The organism is Acidovorax benzenivorans (assembly GCF_028680575.1).
In the GTDB taxonomy this organism is placed as follows: Bacteria; Pseudomonadota; Gammaproteobacteria; order Burkholderiales; family Burkholderiaceae_C; genus Acidovorax; species Acidovorax benzenivorans.
The window spans coordinates 254,163-269,042 of record NZ_JAPCKI010000006.1 but is presented as its reverse complement, the minus strand read 5'-3'; the positions used below and the strand labels follow the sequence as shown (position 1 = coordinate 269,042).

The window sequence follows — 14,880 nt, the reverse complement described above, 5'->3', positions numbered from 1 at the left end:
GGGCGCTGGTTTGTGGGGTCTCCAGAAGCCAGATGGGAGTCAACATGAGCGTGGGAACCACCATGAGTTCGCAACCTGTGTCCGTCAAAACGACGGACGCCCCCACACCGTCGATGGTGTCGATTGCCAAGCGGCAGCGACTGCAGGACGTCGTTTTCCATCGGTTGACCCAGAGTCTGTCGCTGCTGGTGCTGGCGGCGCTGCTGGGCATCATCGTCTCGCTGTTTGTTTATGCGTGGCCAGCCTTTCACAAGTTTGGCGTGCAGTTCATCTGGCGCGCTGAATGGGACATTGTCAATGAAGAATTTGGTGCAGCGATTGCCATCGTTGGCACCCTCGCCAGTGCGGGCATTGCGCTGCTGATTGCCGTGCCGCTTGCGTTTGGCATTGCCTTGTTCCTGACGGAGACCTGCCCTGTGTGGCTGCGCCGCCCGTTGGGCACGGCCGTGGAGTTGCTGGCGGCTGTGCCGTCCATCATCTACGGCATGTTCGGTCTGTTTGTGTTTGCGCCGCTGTTTGCAGACCACTTTCAGGTGCCCGTGCAAAAACTGCTCGGCTCCATGCCACTGATCGGCTTTATGTTCGGCGGCAGCACCAACGGTTTCGGCATTCTGGCGGCGGGCATCGTGTTGGCTTTCATGGTGTTGCCCTTTGTGGCCGCGGTGATGCGTGATGTGTTCGAGATCGTTCCGCCCATCCTGCGCGAATCAGCCTACGGCCTGGGTTGCACCACCTGGGAGGTGGTGCGCCGCGTGGTGCTGCCCTATACCCAAAAGGGTGTCATTGGCGGGGTGATGCTGGGCCTCGGTCGGGCGTTGGGAGAAACCATGGCGGTGACCTTCGTGATCGGCAATGCCAATCGCATGCCCACGTCGCTGTTCTCGCCTGGGACTTCCATCGCATCCACGCTCGCCAACGAGTTTGGCGAAGCGGCGGACTTCCATTTGTCCACGTTGTATGCGCTGGGCTTCCTGTTGTTTGTGATCACGTTTGTGGTGCTGTCGGCCGCCAAGATCATGCTGCTGCGAGCCGAGAAGGCCAAGGGCCTGTAAGCCCCGCGTCCCTGCCCCAGTCCCTCTTCAGAGACAAGCTCCATGGAATTCAATCAACAACTCTACAAAAAACGCCAGCGCTCCAACGCCATTGGCCTGCTTATGTCACTGGGTGCCATGGCGCTGGGTCTGTTCGTGCTGCTCTGGATCCTGAGCGTGCTGCTGTCCAACGGCTTTGCCGCGCTGGACTGGAACATGTTCACGCAGTCCACCCCAGCGCCCGGCTCTGAAGGTGGTGGTCTGGCCAACGCCATTGTGGGGAGCCTGCTGATGGTGGGTTTTTCTGTGCTGGTGTCCACCCCCATCGGTGTGTTGGCCGGGGTGTACTTGGCTGAATATGGCGACCAGAGCAAGACCGCTGAACTGACCCGCTTTGTGACGGACATCATGCTGTCCGCACCCTCGGTCGTGCTGGGCCTGTTTGTGTACGCCATCGCAGTGGCCACCGTGGGCAATTTCTCGGGTTGGGCTGGCAGCTTGGCGTTGTCGCTGATTGCTGTGCCTGTGGTGGTGCGCACCACCGAGAACATGCTGCGCCTGGTGCCCGGCAGCCTGCGTGAAGCGGCGTTTGCGCTGGGGGCTCCGCGCTGGAAGGTCTCGACCATGGTCACTTTGCGCGCAGCGCGCAGCGGCGTCATGACCGGCCTGCTGCTGGCCGTGGCCCGCATCAGCGGCGAGACCGCGCCCTTGTTGTTCACGGCGCTCAACAACCAGTTCTTCAGCACCAACATGAACGCGCCCATGGCCAACCTGCCGGTCGTGATCTTCCAGTTTGCCCTGAGCCCGTATGAGAACTGGGTGCGCCTGGCCTGGGGCGGTGCGCTGCTCATCACGCTGTCGGTGCTGATTCTCAACGTCGTGGCGCGGGTCTTCCTGCGCGAAAAGAACCGTGTGTGACCCCGCCAGCCTTCCCAGCTGAAGCCACCGACAAGACTGCCTCCATTTTCAGGAATTGACAATGAATGCCACTGCTACCGCCACCGCCAGCAAGAATGCGCTGGAGCTGCGTAACCTGAGCTTTTTCTACGGCAAGTTTCAGGGCCTGCGCAATGTGAGCCTGAACATCGCCGAACACAAGGTTACGGCCTTTATCGGCCCCTCCGGCTGCGGCAAATCCACGCTGCTGCGTACGCTCAACCGCATGTACAGCCTGTACCCGGGCCAGCGAGCCGAGGGCTCCATCAGCTTTTATGGCCAGGACATCCTGGACCCCAAGCAGGACATCAACCTGCTGCGTGCCCGCATCGGCATGGTGTTCCAGAAGCCCACGCCGTTTCCCATGTCCATCTACGACAACATTGCCTTTGGCGTGAAGTTGTATGAAACGCTGAGCAAGAGTGAGATGGACGACCGCGTGGAGTGGGCGCTGTCCAAAGCCGCACTGTGGACCGAGGTGAAGGACAAGCTGCACCAGAGCGGACTGTCGCTCTCCGGCGGTCAGCAGCAGCGCCTGTGTATTGCGCGCAGCGTGGCGGTGAAGCCTTCGGTGCTGTTGCTCGACGAGCCCACCTCGGCGCTGGACCCGCTGTCCACCGCCAAGATCGAAGAGTTGATCGACGAGCTCAAGCACGACTACACGATCGCCATCGTGACGCACAACATGCAGCAGGCTGCCCGCTGCAGCGACTACACCGCCTACATGTACCTGGGCGAGATGATCGAGTTCGGTGCCACCGAGCAGATCTTCTTCAAGCCCGAGCGCAAAGAAACCGAAGACTACATCACCGGCCGTTTCGGCTAAGGAGACAGCAGATGCCCGATAAACATCTTTCGTCCCAGTTCGACAGCGAACTCAACAGCGTCTCTGCCCGCGTCATGGAGATGGGCGGCTTGGTGGAGTCGCAGATCCGCCAGGCGGTGTATGCGCTGTCCCAGTTCAGCCTGGAGGCTGTAGAGACCGTGGCCTCGATGGAGACCCGCATCAATGCGATGGAGGTCGAGATCGACCAGGAGTTGTCCTCCATCATTGCCCGCCGCCAGCCCACGGCGCGTGACCTGCGCCTGCTGCTGGCCTTCTCCAAGGCCACGGCCAACCTGGAGCGCATGGGCGACGAGGCCAACAAGATGGCGCGCATGGTGCGCTCCATCATTGAAGGCGGTGCCCCGCGCTCGTTGCCATCGAGCGACCTGCGCGTGGCGGCCGAGCTGGCTTCGGGCCAACTGCGCAAGACGCTGGATGCGTTTGCACGGCTCGACGTCAAGGCGGCGGTGGCCATCCTCAAGGAGGACGACCTCATCGACAAAGAGTTTGACGGCTTCGTGCGCAAGCTCATCACCTACATGATGGAAGACCCCCGCACCATCTCGCCCAGCCTGGACCTGCTGTTCCTGGCCAAGGCCATTGAGCGCATTGGCGACCATTCCAAGAACGTGGCCGAGCTCATCATCTATCTGGTCAAGGGCAAGGACGTGCGTCACACAGCTCTCGACGAGATCGAGTCAGCGGTTTTGTAAGTACGGGGCGCTGGATTCACCATGAGAAAGCTTCCCCGAGTCCTCATCGTTGAGGACGAACCCGCGATTGCCGAACTGATTGCGGTCAACCTGCGCCACAACGGTTTCCAGCCCTTCTGGGCAGAAGACGGCGACAGCGCGCAGCGCGAGCTGGATGCCGTGCTGCCCGACGTGATCCTGCTGGACTGGATGCTGCCAGGGCAAAGCGGCCTGTCGCTGGCACGCAAGTGGCGTGCGGACAGCCGCACCAAGCCCATCCCCATCCTCATGCTCACCGCGCGTGGCGATGAGCCTGACAAGGTGGCGGGGCTGGATGCGGGTGCCGACGACTACATCACCAAGCCCTTTTCCACGCAGGAGCTGCTGGCCCGCATCCGTGCTGTGCTGCGCCGCCGCGCGCCCGAGCAGGTGAGTGACAGCGTGACCATCTCCGAGCTGGTGCTGGATGCCGCGACCTACCGTGTCACCTTCCAGGGCCAGCCGCTCAAGGTGGGCCCCACCGAATTCAAGCTGCTGCATTTTTTGATGAAGCATGCCGAGCGGGTGCACAGCCGATCGCAGTTGCTCGACAAGGTGTGGGGCGACCATGTCTTCATCGAGGAACGCACGGTGGACGTGCATGTCAAGCGCCTGCGCGAGGCCTTGGGGGCTGCGTCTGTGATGGTGGAAACCGTGCGCGGCGCGGGCTACCGGCTCACCGCTCAGCCGCAGGTGCCGCTGTCGGCCTGATGGAGTGGGCTGGCTGCCGCTTGCGATGGCGTGATGGTGAGGTGCTGTGGGCCGTTTCGGTCTGGCAGTCGTAGTCGGCGGTGATCGGTGGATGTGATGGATCAATGGGCGCGCGTGTTGCGCCCCTGGCGTTTCTGAGAAGGCTTTGCTATCCGCATGCTGTGGCGTATTTCGTATTTCCTGCTGTGGCAGTTGGCGGGTGGTGGCCTGGGGTGGTGGCAAGGTGGGTCCTGGGGCGCCGCGCTGGGGGCGGCCATTGCTGCCTGGGCATGGTTTGTCTGGGACCTGCTGCGTGGCGTGCGGGTGCTGCGCTGGCTGCGCACCGGCGATCTGGCATCGGTGCCGTCCATGCGCGGCATCTGGGGTGAAGCAGCAGACCGCGCGCGGCGTTTGCTGCGCAAGCAAGAGGCGCAGATACGGGACAGCCAGGACCGGTTGCAGGAGATCCTGGCCGCCCTGCAGGCGTCACCCAACGGCGTGGTGCTGCTGGATGCCCAGGGCCGCATCGAGTGGTGCAACCAGATGGCGGCCAACCAGTTTGGCTTTGATGCGCAGCGCGACGTCATGCAGTCCATTGGCAACCTGCTGCGCAACCCCGAGTTCACGGCTTACTTTTCTGCCAAGGACTTCACCAGCGATGTGGTGCTGGAAGGGCGCCTGAGCACGCCGTCCCGGCCCGTGCGAATCTCGGTGCACCTGCACCCTTACGGCGACGGCCGCACCTTGCTGCTGTCGCGCGACGTGACGGCGCTGGAGCAGGCTGACGCCATGCGGCGCGACTTTGTGGCCAACGTGTCGCACGAAATCCGCACACCGCTCACGGTGCTGACCGGTTTTGTCGAAACCTTGCAGACCCTGCCGCTGAGTGCCGATGAACGCTCACGCTACCTGGGCATGATGGCGCAGCAGGCGCAGCGCATGCAAAGCGTGGTGCAGGACTTGCTGACGCTGTCGCGCCTGGAGGGCAGCCCGCTGCCCGGCATGGCTGAGTGGACGCCGGTGCAGTCGCTGATGCAGCGCTGCGAAGAAGAAGGCCGCGCTCTCTCGATGCTGCTCACGCAGAACCAGCAGCGCCCGCATGCGATGCGCTTCCCGGCTGCCGACCTGTTGCGGGCCGAGGGCGAGATTGCTGGCGTGCCTGCCGAGCTGCAAAGTGCCCTGTCCAATCTTGTCAACAACGCTGTGCGCTATACCCCGGGAGGGGGCTCCATCGATGTGCAGTGGCTGCGCAAGGACGACGGCAGCGTGGTGTTCTCTGTGCACGACACCGGCCCCGGCATTGCGCCCGAGCACATCCCGCGCCTGACGGAACGCTTTTACCGGGTGGACCGCAGCCGTTCGCGTGAGACTGGGGGCACAGGCCTGGGCCTGGCCATTGTCAAGCATGTGCTGCAGCGCCATGGCGCCACGCTGGACATCGCGAGCACGTTGGGCAAGGGCTCGGTGTTTTCGGTCACCTTCCCGGCCAACCGTTTGCGTGGCTTTGCTCTGCCGGGCTGATGGCTCGCCAGAGCATGGCGACAAATAGCAGTGCCGTCATGGCGAGGGCCGCCGCGCTGGCTGCCCAGAAAGGGGTGGGCGAAGCCACCCCCGACCAAGGCCCGCTGCCCCCATAGGCCAGCCAATAGCCACCCGCCAGGCCTGCGCCCCATAGCAGCGCGCAGTACACCGCCAGTGGCGCCAGCGTGATGCGATAGCAGCGCAGCACAAACACGCACAGCGTCTGCACTGCATCGGCAGCGTGGTACGCCGCCACCCAGACCAGCACCGCACTGGCTACCGCTGCCACGCTGGCGTTGTCTGTGTAGATCTGACTGATTGGGTGTATTGCTATCAATAAGATAGCTGCCAGGGCAATACCCACTAGCGCAGCGAGCGAAAAACCCATCAAAACCACCTGGCGGGCTCGCTGGGGCTGCTGTGCTCCCAGCCAATAGCTGACGCGCGCGCTGGTGGCGATGGACAGCGACAGCGGCACCATGTAAAGCACGGCGGCCATGTTGGCGGCAATCTGGTGGGCCGCTGCTGACGTGGTGCCCTGGCGCGCGATGAACAAGGCCATCAGGGTGAAGGAGGTCACCTCCACCATCACGGCCAGGCCCGCCGGAATGCCCAGCCTGGCAAAGCCCACAATGGTGGGCCAGTGGGGTGGCTCCATGCGGCGCCACAGGCCCAGGGGGGTGTAGATGTCCTGCGTGCGCAGCAGCCACAGGGCCAAGGCCAGCATGCTGCAGTTGACGGCCAGCGTGGCCCAGGCGCAGCCCACCACGCCCTGTGCGGGCAGGCCCCACCCGCCAAAGGTGAACCACACCGACAGCGGCAGCTTGATGAACAGCGAGCCCACCTGTAGCCAGGTCACCAGGCGCGGATGGCCCAGGGCCTGGTTGAGGGTGCTGTAGATTCGGAACAGCAGGGCGGGCGGCAAAGCCAGCGCCAGCACCGCCAGGTAGTTTTCGACTTGGGGGCGCAGCGCAGGCGGCACCTCGGTCCAGCGCAGCAGCGCACCTGGCGACAGCAGCACCGCCATGCCCAGCACCGAGGCGGCAGCACACAGATACAAGGCCTGCCGCAGCGACCGGCCCACGGCCTCGGGCTGTTGCGCGCCGCGCTGCTCGGCCCACACGGGGAGCAGCGCCTGGAGCACGCCAATCAGCGCGACGTAGACGCTGATAAAGATGGCCGACCCCACTGACAGCGCGGCCAGCGACGACTCGCTGTAGCGCCCCGCGACAATGGTGTCGGTCACCCCGAATGCCATGACCGCCAGTTGCCCCGCCAGCACGGTCACGGCGTGCCGGGTGATGGTGGACAACTCCGACATCAGCGTGCCGGGGCCACGCGGTGGAACAGCAGCAGGGTTTCGTTCTTGTCGGTCGGGCGGGGAAGGGTGGACCTAGGCTCCCAACGCTCTGCGCGGACCATGCGCTCTGACGCAGGCCAGGATGCCCCATCGACCAGCAACCACTGGCATTCATCCTGCAGTCCCGCGCGTTGCAGTGACAGCTGCCCATGGAACTGCAGTGCTGCCACCTGGGCGCGGTTCAGGCCCACGGTCTGAATGCACCCCGGCTCCGGCCCCAGGGCTACCACCACACTGCGCACCTGCGGACCATAGCTGCGTGCGTAGTCCAGCAGGGGCAGCCACAGGGTCATCAGCAAGAGCCAGCCCAGGGCAGCACCGCCTGCGGGCAGCACCAGGCTCTTCCAGATGGGTGCCCGGTTGCGGGACGCGCGCCACCATACCAGTCCACACCAACCCAGAGTGGCCGCCACAGCCACCAGCAAGGCCAGCGCCGAAAACTGCGGCACAAACCCTGGCGCCAGCTTGGCCACGTTGGCGGCGGGTTTGGCGGGGACACCGGTCTGCATGGCAATCCAGATCACCCAGATCGCGAGGGCCGATACAGTAAAAAACAGCAGTGTGAACCAGTCAATCAGGGCCCCCACGCTGCGGCGCAACGTGGGCAGGGCAAATGCGGCCAGTGCGGCCAGTGCGGGCAAGCCCAGCAGCAAGGCCCGGTCTGCCGGCTGGGTGGTGATGGTCGCGCCAATCGACACCAGGGTGAACCACAGGGGCAACAGCAGATGCCGTTGGCCGGGGCGGCTGAAGATTTGCTGGCGCCAGCGCCACAAGGTCCACAGCGCCAGCGGCCAGGCCGGCCAGCCAAACCACAGCAGCAGGCGCGCCAGGCTCAGCCAGTCCTTGCCGCCACCACCATCGAACCCCACCACGCGCCAGCGCCACAGTTCCAGACCCTGCGCCAATGCGGCCGCCGCCAGCGTTGCGGAGGCCAGCACTGCGGCCCAGCGCCAGCGGTTGTCCGTGTTGCCAGCGGGCGCAAAAACCATCAGCACCATTCCGCCCAGGCCCAGCATGGCCGTCAGGGCAGGGGCTCCGGACAGCGTAAGCCCCGCCATGCCCAGCATCAGCGCCACCGCAGGCGCCACGGTGCGGTGTGGCATGGCCGCCACCGCAAAAAACAGCAGAGCCGTGCAACTGAGCTGCGCCAGATAGCTCGTTACCTCGTGCGACAGCTGCGCCAGGCCCAGGCAGGCGATCAGTGCCAGCAAGGCGCCATCGGCAATGGCGCGTGCGTAGTCGAGGGGCGGGGCCTCGCCGCCAAAGGCAAACGCTACCGGTTGGGCGCCGGGGCTGCGGGCCAGGTAGTACACGCCATACCAGGTGGCAACCAGCGTTATGACCAAGAGGGCTATGAACGGCATGCGGGCCGCCACCTCGGCTGACAGCCACGCTGGCGCCATTTGCACGGCCCAGGCGCCCAGCCAGTAGGGCAGCAGCCCTTCGGTTTCAGGAGGCATGCCGCCGAGTAACGGGTTGAGCCACGGGGTGCGTCCCTGGGCCAGCTCCAACATGTAGCCGAAGGCGGTGACGTCTGCATTCTTCCATGGGTCGCGGCCGACGAAGCCGGGCACTACATAAGCAATGCACAGCAGCAGCAGCGCCCAGCGGGGCAGCGGGCTGACGGCATTCTGGGTAACGATGGCGGGGGTGGGTGGAGTCACGCGGCAGTGAGCGGCAGGCAAAGGAGCCACCGAGAATAAAGGCAAAACCCATGAAAAAAGGCAGCCCGGTTGCCCGGGCTGCCTTTTTGGCGGGAACGCAGGGGCGAATTACTTCGCTGCGGTCTTGCCGAAACGGTTGCGGAAGCGCTCCACGCGGCCACCCATGTTGTCCACCGACTTTTGCGTGCCGGTGTAGAAGGGATGCGATTCAGAAGAGGTGTCCAGCTTGAACAGCGGGTATTCCTTGCCTTCGAAGGTTTCCATTTCCTTCGTGTTCACGCACGAACGGGTCACGAACTTGAAGCCGTTGGACAGGTCCGAGAACAGGACTTCGCGGTAGTTGGGGTGAATGCCTTCTTTCATGATCAATCCTTGTCAAGTGCGGGAGCCGTGCGGGACCCGGTGCAACCTTTGCGCCGTGGAACATCCAGCGTACTTTCCGCAGAAAAAGCTCTCTATTATCTTCTATTTCTGACCGTAATTCAAGAAAGAGATGTTTCGCCGGTCTTGGCCTGCCCGGAATCAACAGGGCCTCCCCGGTGCCGGGCTGCATTGGCAGCGGTTTCTTCGACGCCACACCAGTCGATGATGAACTGTGCAAATGTCCGGGTGACCCGGCGTAGGCTGGCCAGGGACACCGATTCGTCGATGCCATGGATGTTTCGTGCCACAGGTCCGTAGTTCGTGACCGGAATATCGGTCAGAAGGCTGAAATGGCGGCCGTCGGTGGTGGCGGTGCAGGCTAGGCGCTCGGGTGCGCGGCCGTGGACGCTGTAGTGGGCATTGGCCAGAGTCTGCATGGCGGGGTTGTCCAGTGCGTAAACGCAGCCTGGTGAGCGATGTCCCCGGGTGCTGATCTCCAGTTGCAGTGCAGGATTGAGCTGCAGCGCCTTGGTACGCAGCCGCTGGCTGACCTGGTCCACCACGGTGTCTGGGTCCATGCCCGGGTAGTAACCCAGGCGCAGGCCCAGGGTGCAGGTGCAGGGCACAGACGAGTTCCATTCGCCTCCTTCAATGCGGCCCAGGTTGAAGTTGACCGGGTGCTCCACGTCCCGAAAGGCAGCGTGGCGGTTTTTGGGCTGGTTCCATTCGGCTTCAAGCAGCTTCAGGTCATCAACCAAGGCCATGCCGGCTTCGATGGGGTTGAGTCCCTGGCCTTTGTAGGCCACATGCGCTGATCGCCCGGTGATGGTGACAAACAGCCAGCTCACACCCACTTGCGCCGCCATCATCGTTTCGGCAAAAGGTTCGGGGATGATGACGGCATCAAAATCGCTCAGGCGTGCCTTGGCCAGACTGTTGCGCAGCGCGTGCACGGTAGCGAGGGTGCCGTTACCGGTGTTTTCCTCGTCGAGCACGGCATTGATGCCCACCACTCCGGCGGGCTGCAGGCCCAGGTGGCGCAAGACCCGCAAGGCCATGAGGGCGCAGACGATTCCGCCTTTCATGTCACCGGCGCCGCGTCCATACAGCCAATCGCCCTGCACGCGGGGCTCGAAAGGTGGCGTGGTCCATAGGGCCTGTGGGCCGGTAGGCACCACGTCTAGATGGCCATTGAACAGCACCGAGCGGCCGCGTGTGCCATCGGTGCGCGGTGAGGGAAGATGGCGCGCCAGTAGGTTGTGGCGCCCGCCATCGGGGTCGCAGGGGCAGGAAAACAACGGTGAGTTGGCAATCAGGCGGCTATCGAGCACGATGCGTTCGCAATCAAGGCCCATGTGCTGTAGCTGTTGCTCTAGAAACCCTGAGGCGGCTTGCTCCGCCCCTGACGGGCTGGCTGCCGCCACGAAGCCGCTGAGCAGATCGACCATGTCGTTATGCAAATCGTCGACGGCCTGTTGCAGGGTGGAGGGGCTGGGTGCGATGGGAGGCATGGGGCTTCCTGTGGGGTGGTGGCCAAGGCCCGTGGATGAATCAGGCCGGGCGGTGCAGGGCCGGGTCGGCCAGCACCTCGTCCAGTGTGTCGGCCAGCAGGTCGGCATGCTCGCGCTGGAACACCAGGGGCGGGCGGATCTTGAGGGTGTCCGCTGCCGGGCCGGTGGCACTGAGCAACACGCCGCGTTGGCGCAAGGCATTCACCACACGCGCGGCCAGTTGGCCGGGGGGCGGCCCTGCGGCGTCGGGTTGCACCAGGGCCAGGCCCACGAACAGGCCGGCGCCCCGCACCTCGCCCACCTGCGGGTGGCGCTGGCGCAGTGCAGCCAGCCGCCCGTGCAGATAGGTGCCCACCACCTGAGCATTGGCCTGCAGGCCCTCGCGTTCGATCACGTCGAGCACGGCGCTGGCTGCCGCCATGGATACGGGGTTGCCCCCAAAAGTGTTGAAGTACCGGCAGGTGGCGGCAAAAGCAGCCAGCACCCCGGGTTGGACCGCGAGACCTGCGACCGGATGGCCGTTGCCCATGGGTTTGCCCAATGTGACGATGTCGGGTACCAGGCCATGGCGCTCAAAACCCCAGAACGCCTCGCCCGTGCGGCCAAAGCCAGACTGCACCTCGTCAGCGATGAGCAGTCCCCCGGCCTCGCGCACGGCCTGGACGGCCTCCTGCAGAAAACCGGCGGGGGCGGTAAATACGCCGTCACTGGAGAACACGGTGTCCACAAGCAAAGCGGCCGGGCGCATGCCGACGGCGGCCAGCTCCGCAATGGCCTCGCGCACGCCGTGCGCAAAGCGGCGTCCCACTTCTGCCGGGTCTTGCCCGACAGGCTGCGGTGCGGGCACGGTGCGCACCGTATGACCCAGGCGCATCAGGGCGCCCAGCGAGGGGGAAGCCTCGGCCAAAGGGGCTGTGACGCCGTGGTACGCGTACCGCGTGATGATCAGCCCTTGTGCCCCGGTGTGCGCGCGTGCAATGCGCAGGGCCAGATCGTTGGCCTCGCTGCCGCTGCAGGTGAACATGGCATGTCCCAGTGCCGGGGGCATGTGGGAGAGCAAGCGTTCTGCGTAGTCGAGGATGCCCTCGTGCAAATAACGTGTGTGGGTGTTGAGCGTTCGGGCCTGGCGTGCGATCGCCTCCACCACATGCGGATGGGCGTGGCCGACGCTGGCCACGTTGTTGTAGGCGTCCAGGTAACGTTTGCCTTGGGTGTCATGGAGCCACACTCCCTCGCCACGCACCAGGTGCAGGGGCTCTTCGTAGAAAAGACGGTAGGCGGGGCCAAGCAGGCGCGCGCGGCGCGCCTGCAGTGCGGTGGTGTCGTTGGTGGGGGAATGCATGGGCTGGGGGCCTTGGGTTTGGAGGGGCAGTCCGCAGGCCTGGTGCAGGGCGGCCACCACGGCCGCGTCTGTCCAGCCTGCCATGGTGTGTAGACGGTCCCACGAGATGGCGTTGTTGCGCAGCAGGTAGTCGGCGTTGTCCGGCTGGCGTGCGGCGCGCCAGCCGCTGATGGCGACCACCATGGCCAGGCGCGCGCGCACCATGGCGGGCAGCACGGTGAGTTCCGCGCTGCTCAACGGCGCCACGGCGTGGTACGCGGCCACGAAGCTGCACAGCGCGCGCAGCGCATCGCCCGCATCGCTGAGCTGGTATGAGGCTGCCACGGCCAAGTCGTTGATGCGTGGCGCCAGCACCATGTCACCCAGGTCCAGGATGCCCGCGACGCGCTCAGGCTGTGTGGGGTCGACCAGCAGGTTGTACAGGTTGAAGTCGTTGTGGATGGGCTGGCGCGGCAGGGCTTGCAGGCGCGGCAGCGTCTCACTCTCGAAATCTGCGAGTGCGGCCAGGGCCAGGGTGCGGCGCGTGGGGTCGGTCACGGCTTGCAGCAGGCTGCGCGCCCGGTGGGCTTGCTGGATGTCCCAGGGCAGGTCCTTGTTGCCGGCTGGGTGTTCCAGGTGGGCCAGGGCGCTGTCCAGGGCTGCCAGGCTGCGTGCCACGTTCAGGCGCTGTGCCTCCGAGCGTGGAGCCTGTGGCATGGGTTGGCCTTCCAGGTAGCTGAACACGCGCATCACCCGTGGCGTGGTGGTGCCTAGCAGTTGCACGGTCAGTGAGGGCTCTCCGCCCCGTGCCGGCACCAGGCGCTGCACGGGCAGGTTGGGGGCGTGGCGGGCCAGGTGCAGCAGGGCCTGGGTCTGGAAGTCGGCCACCAGCGGGGTTTCCAGCGGGTGCGAGAGCTTGAGCATACGGCGTTGGCCATCCATTGTCTTCAGCAAGAAGTTGGCGTCGCGTTCCCCTGTGAGCGGGCTCAGGTCGCCGCGCAGGCCGTAGTGTTCGGCCAGCAGGGCTGCCGCATCCTCCAGCCGCACGGGGGCTGGGTCCGCGCCCAGCAGGGCGGCTCCGGGCAGGTCCCGTGCGAGCGCGTCTGCGTGCTCGAAGGTAGGCAGGGCGCTCATTTCAGCAACCCGCCTCGAAGCCGTGCAGGGCGCTGGCCAGATTGGGACCGAGGTCGTCGCTGAGATAGCCCCCTTCCTGCACCAGCACCGTGGGCAGCCCCAGGCGGGCGATCTCGGTGGTGATACGGGCGAAACCGTCGGTGCTGACCGACAGCGCCTGGTAGGGGTCGCGTTCGTGCGCGTCCAGCCCCAGGGCCACCACCAGCGCGCCCGGTGCATAGGCGCGCAGGGTGGTCAGCGCTTTGGTCAGGGTCTGCAGGTAGCCGTCGGTGTCGGTGCCTTTAGCCAGGGGGATATTGAGGTTGTAGCCCAGGCCTTCGGCCTCGCCGCGTTCATGGGCGTGGCCTGTGAAGAAAGGGGTGCAGAAATGCGGGTCGGCGTGCAGCGAGATGGTGAGCACGTCGGCGCGGCGCCAGAACACGCCCTGGGTCCCGTTGCCGTGGTGTACATCGATGTCAAGCACGGCCACGCGCGCATACCGCTGGCGCAGATGTTGGGCGGCGATGGCAGCGTTGTTGAGGTAACAAAAGCCGTTGGCCCGGTCGGGGTAAGCATGGTGGCCGGGCGGGCGGCACAGTGCGTACACGGCGCGTTCGCCGGCCATCAGCAGTTCGGCGGCGTGGGTGGCCACATGGGCGGAGTGCACTGCGGCATGCCAGGTATGGCGGCCGATGCTGCAGGCGTTGTCGCCCATGTGGTAACCAGCCTGGCCCACCAGGTGGTCGGGGTAGGTGGCGGGCTGACCTGGGAAGGGGTAGACGTTGGGCATCACCTCGTCGGAGGCGTCTGGCAGTTGCTGCCAGCGTTCCCATGCGGTTTCAAGAAAGTGCAGGTACTGCGGTGTATGGATGGCTGCGCGCGGGCCGGAGCCATGGTCGTCGGGGCTGACGACGGCGTGGCCTGCGGACTGGGCTGCGGCCAGCAGCAAGGCCGCACGTTCGGGTTGTTCGTTGCTGCGCTTGAGGCGCCCACGCACCATGAACTGTTGTGGGTCGTGCTGCTGGTGCTGGTCGGAGTAGACGATCTTCATGGGGGTGGGATGGGTTGCGGTGGCGAGGTAGTGGGGTTTTGTGCAGAAAGAAAAAGTGCCTGCACATGCTCCTGGCCTTCGATCAGGTGGTGGAGCAACGCGGCCTGGGCCGCATCGGCATCGCGGCGCAGGATGGCCTGGACTACGGGCTGGTGCGATTCGGCGATCAGCAGCGGGTCGCGATAGCTGCCTTCGGTGAAGGCCAGGATCATGCGGATCTCGGTCTGCATGTTGCTGAACAATCGGTGCAGGTAGTCGTTACCCGACAGCTCGCTGATGGCCAGGTGGATGCCCAGGTCCAGCGCCACACGCTCGGCTTGGCCCAGCCGCGGCGCCTGGGTCACCATGTGTTCCACGCGGGCCTGTAGCTGGGCTAATTGCTCTTCGCTGGCGGCCTGGCAGGCCAGGCGCGTGGCAAGCATCTCCAGCCCGATCCGGACCTCGAACAAATTGTTGATCTGCTTGAGGGACAGCGCGCGCACGGCAAAACCGTGGCGTGGGCGGGAGATCAGCAGGCCCTGGCTCTCCAGTCGGCGGGCCGCCTCGCGCACGGGGGCTCGGCTGATTCCCATTTGTCGCGCCAGTTCAGCCTCAACGATGCGAGCGCCCGGGGCGAGGCGGCCTTCGACGATGGCCTGCTGTAGCTGGCTCTCCACCATGGCCACCAGATCGGGCCTGTCGATGGAGGCAAAACCGGGAGCGGCCGCAGGCTGTGGAGAGGGGGGCGTGGCTTGGATCATGGTGTCTCTGGATGTTTTCCGC

13 protein-coding genes and 1 pseudogene are annotated in these 14,880 nt (G+C 65.1%); 6 read left to right on the top strand and 8 right to left on the bottom strand.

Annotated elements, in window-relative coordinates:
* Positions 1-32 precede the first annotated feature (32 nt).
* The 6 genes from pstC to phoR all read left to right on the top strand — a co-directional run bounded on the left by pstC (position 33) and on the right by phoR (position 5,735).
* Complete coding sequence (gene pstC, locus OIN59_RS13270; RefSeq protein ID WP_274110997.1) at positions 33-1,052, top strand: phosphate ABC transporter permease subunit PstC; 1,020 nt, start codon at positions 33-35, stop codon at positions 1,050-1,052.
* A gap of 42 nt (positions 1,053-1,094) precedes the next feature.
* Positions 1,095-1,949 (top strand): phosphate ABC transporter permease PstA, encoded by an 855-nt coding sequence (gene pstA, locus OIN59_RS13265; protein WP_274110995.1) that lies wholly within the window; start codon positions 1,095-1,097, stop codon positions 1,947-1,949.
* 61 nt (positions 1,950-2,010) lie between these two features.
* The gene (gene pstB, locus OIN59_RS13260; protein ID WP_274110993.1) at positions 2,011-2,793 is read left to right on the top strand and encodes a phosphate ABC transporter ATP-binding protein PstB; all 783 of its coding nucleotides are present in this window, start codon (positions 2,011-2,013) and stop codon (positions 2,791-2,793) included.
* 11 nt (positions 2,794-2,804) lie between these two features.
* A complete protein-coding gene (gene phoU, locus OIN59_RS13255) occupies positions 2,805-3,506 on the top strand; it encodes a phosphate signaling complex protein PhoU (RefSeq protein ID WP_010457902.1) in 702 nt (233 codons plus the stop codon).
* Between the two features lie 21 nt (positions 3,507-3,527).
* Positions 3,528-4,235 carry a phosphate regulon transcriptional regulator PhoB gene (phoB, locus tag OIN59_RS13250; RefSeq protein WP_274110991.1) on the top strand — a complete coding sequence of 236 codons (708 nt, stop codon included), beginning with the start codon at positions 3,528-3,530 and terminating at the stop codon, positions 4,233-4,235.
* Positions 4,236-4,391: 156 nt separating this feature from the next.
* Positions 4,392-5,735 (top strand): phosphate regulon sensor histidine kinase PhoR, encoded by a 1,344-nt coding sequence (gene phoR, locus OIN59_RS13245; protein ID WP_274110989.1) that lies wholly within the window; start codon positions 4,392-4,394, stop codon positions 5,733-5,735.
* Here phoR and OIN59_RS13240 read toward each other — a convergent pair.
* The 8 genes and pseudogenes from OIN59_RS13240 to OIN59_RS13205 all read right to left on the bottom strand — a co-directional run bounded on the left by OIN59_RS13240 (position 5,689) and on the right by OIN59_RS13205 (position 14,858).
* Positions 5,689-7,056 carry an MATE family efflux transporter gene (locus tag OIN59_RS13240; protein ID WP_274110987.1) on the bottom strand — a complete coding sequence of 456 codons (1,368 nt, stop codon included), beginning with the start codon at positions 7,054-7,056 and terminating at the stop codon, positions 5,689-5,691. The genes phoR and OIN59_RS13240 overlap by 47 nt on opposite strands.
* A complete protein-coding gene (locus OIN59_RS13235; protein ID WP_274110986.1) occupies positions 7,056-8,759 on the bottom strand; it encodes a hypothetical protein in 1,704 nt (567 codons plus the stop codon). Before OIN59_RS13235 ends, OIN59_RS13240 begins: the two co-directional genes overlap by 1 nt.
* 108 nt (positions 8,760-8,867) lie before the next feature.
* On the bottom strand, positions 8,868-9,122 hold the full coding sequence (locus tag OIN59_RS13230; protein ID WP_008906759.1) for a type B 50S ribosomal protein L31: 255 nt from the start codon (positions 9,120-9,122) through the stop codon (positions 8,868-8,870).
* Between the two features lie 119 nt (positions 9,123-9,241).
* The gene (locus OIN59_RS13225; RefSeq protein WP_274110983.1) at positions 9,242-10,633 is read right to left on the bottom strand and encodes an ArgE/DapE family deacylase; all 1,392 of its coding nucleotides are present in this window, start codon (positions 10,631-10,633) and stop codon (positions 9,242-9,244) included.
* A gap of 40 nt (positions 10,634-10,673) precedes the next feature.
* Positions 10,674-11,975: an aspartate aminotransferase family protein gene (locus OIN59_RS13220; RefSeq protein WP_274111190.1), complete on the bottom strand. Its 1,302-nt coding sequence runs from the start codon at positions 11,973-11,975 to the stop codon at positions 10,674-10,676.
* A gap of 291 nt (positions 11,976-12,266) precedes the next feature.
* Positions 12,267-13,088 (bottom strand): annotated as a pseudogene (locus tag OIN59_RS13215) (phosphotransferase); the annotation flags it as partial.
* 1 nt (position 13,089) lies between these two features.
* Positions 13,090-14,118, bottom strand: a complete 1,029-nt coding sequence (locus OIN59_RS13210) for a histone deacetylase family protein (RefSeq protein ID WP_274110981.1) — start codon at positions 14,116-14,118, stop codon at positions 13,090-13,092.
* On the bottom strand, positions 14,115-14,858 hold the full coding sequence (locus OIN59_RS13205; RefSeq protein ID WP_274110979.1) for a GntR family transcriptional regulator: 744 nt from the start codon (positions 14,856-14,858) through the stop codon (positions 14,115-14,117). Before OIN59_RS13205 ends, OIN59_RS13210 begins: the two co-directional genes overlap by 4 nt.
* Positions 14,859-14,880 lie beyond the last annotated feature (22 nt).

Coding starts and splice junctions, on each gene's coding strand:
- OIN59_RS13230 (WP_008906759.1), bottom strand. CDS start 9,122: ATGAAAGAAGGCATTCACCCCAACTACCGCGAAGTCCTGTTCTCGGAC.
- OIN59_RS13240 (WP_274110987.1), bottom strand. CDS start 7,056: ATGTCGGAGTTGTCCACCATCACCCGGCACGCCGTGACCGTGCTGGCG.
- phoB (WP_274110991.1), top strand. CDS start 3,528: ATGAGAAAGCTTCCCCGAGTCCTCATCGTTGAGGACGAACCCGCGATT.
- OIN59_RS13205 (WP_274110979.1), bottom strand. CDS start 14,858: ATGATCCAAGCCACGCCCCCCTCTCCACAGCCTGCGGCCGCTCCCGGT.
- pstC (WP_274110997.1), top strand. CDS start 33: ATGGGAGTCAACATGAGCGTGGGAACCACCATGAGTTCGCAACCTGTG.
- pstA (WP_274110995.1), top strand. CDS start 1,095: ATGGAATTCAATCAACAACTCTACAAAAAACGCCAGCGCTCCAACGCC.
- OIN59_RS13210 (WP_274110981.1), bottom strand. CDS start 14,118: ATGAAGATCGTCTACTCCGACCAGCACCAGCAGCACGACCCACAACAG.
- pstB (WP_274110993.1), top strand. CDS start 2,011: ATGAATGCCACTGCTACCGCCACCGCCAGCAAGAATGCGCTGGAGCTG.
- OIN59_RS13225 (WP_274110983.1), bottom strand. CDS start 10,633: ATGCCTCCCATCGCACCCAGCCCCTCCACCCTGCAACAGGCCGTCGAC.
- phoU (WP_010457902.1), top strand. CDS start 2,805: ATGCCCGATAAACATCTTTCGTCCCAGTTCGACAGCGAACTCAACAGC.
- phoR (WP_274110989.1), top strand. CDS start 4,392: ATGCTGTGGCGTATTTCGTATTTCCTGCTGTGGCAGTTGGCGGGTGGT.
- OIN59_RS13220 (WP_274111190.1), bottom strand. CDS start 11,975: ATGCATTCCCCCACCAACGACACCACCGCACTGCAGGCGCGCCGCGCG.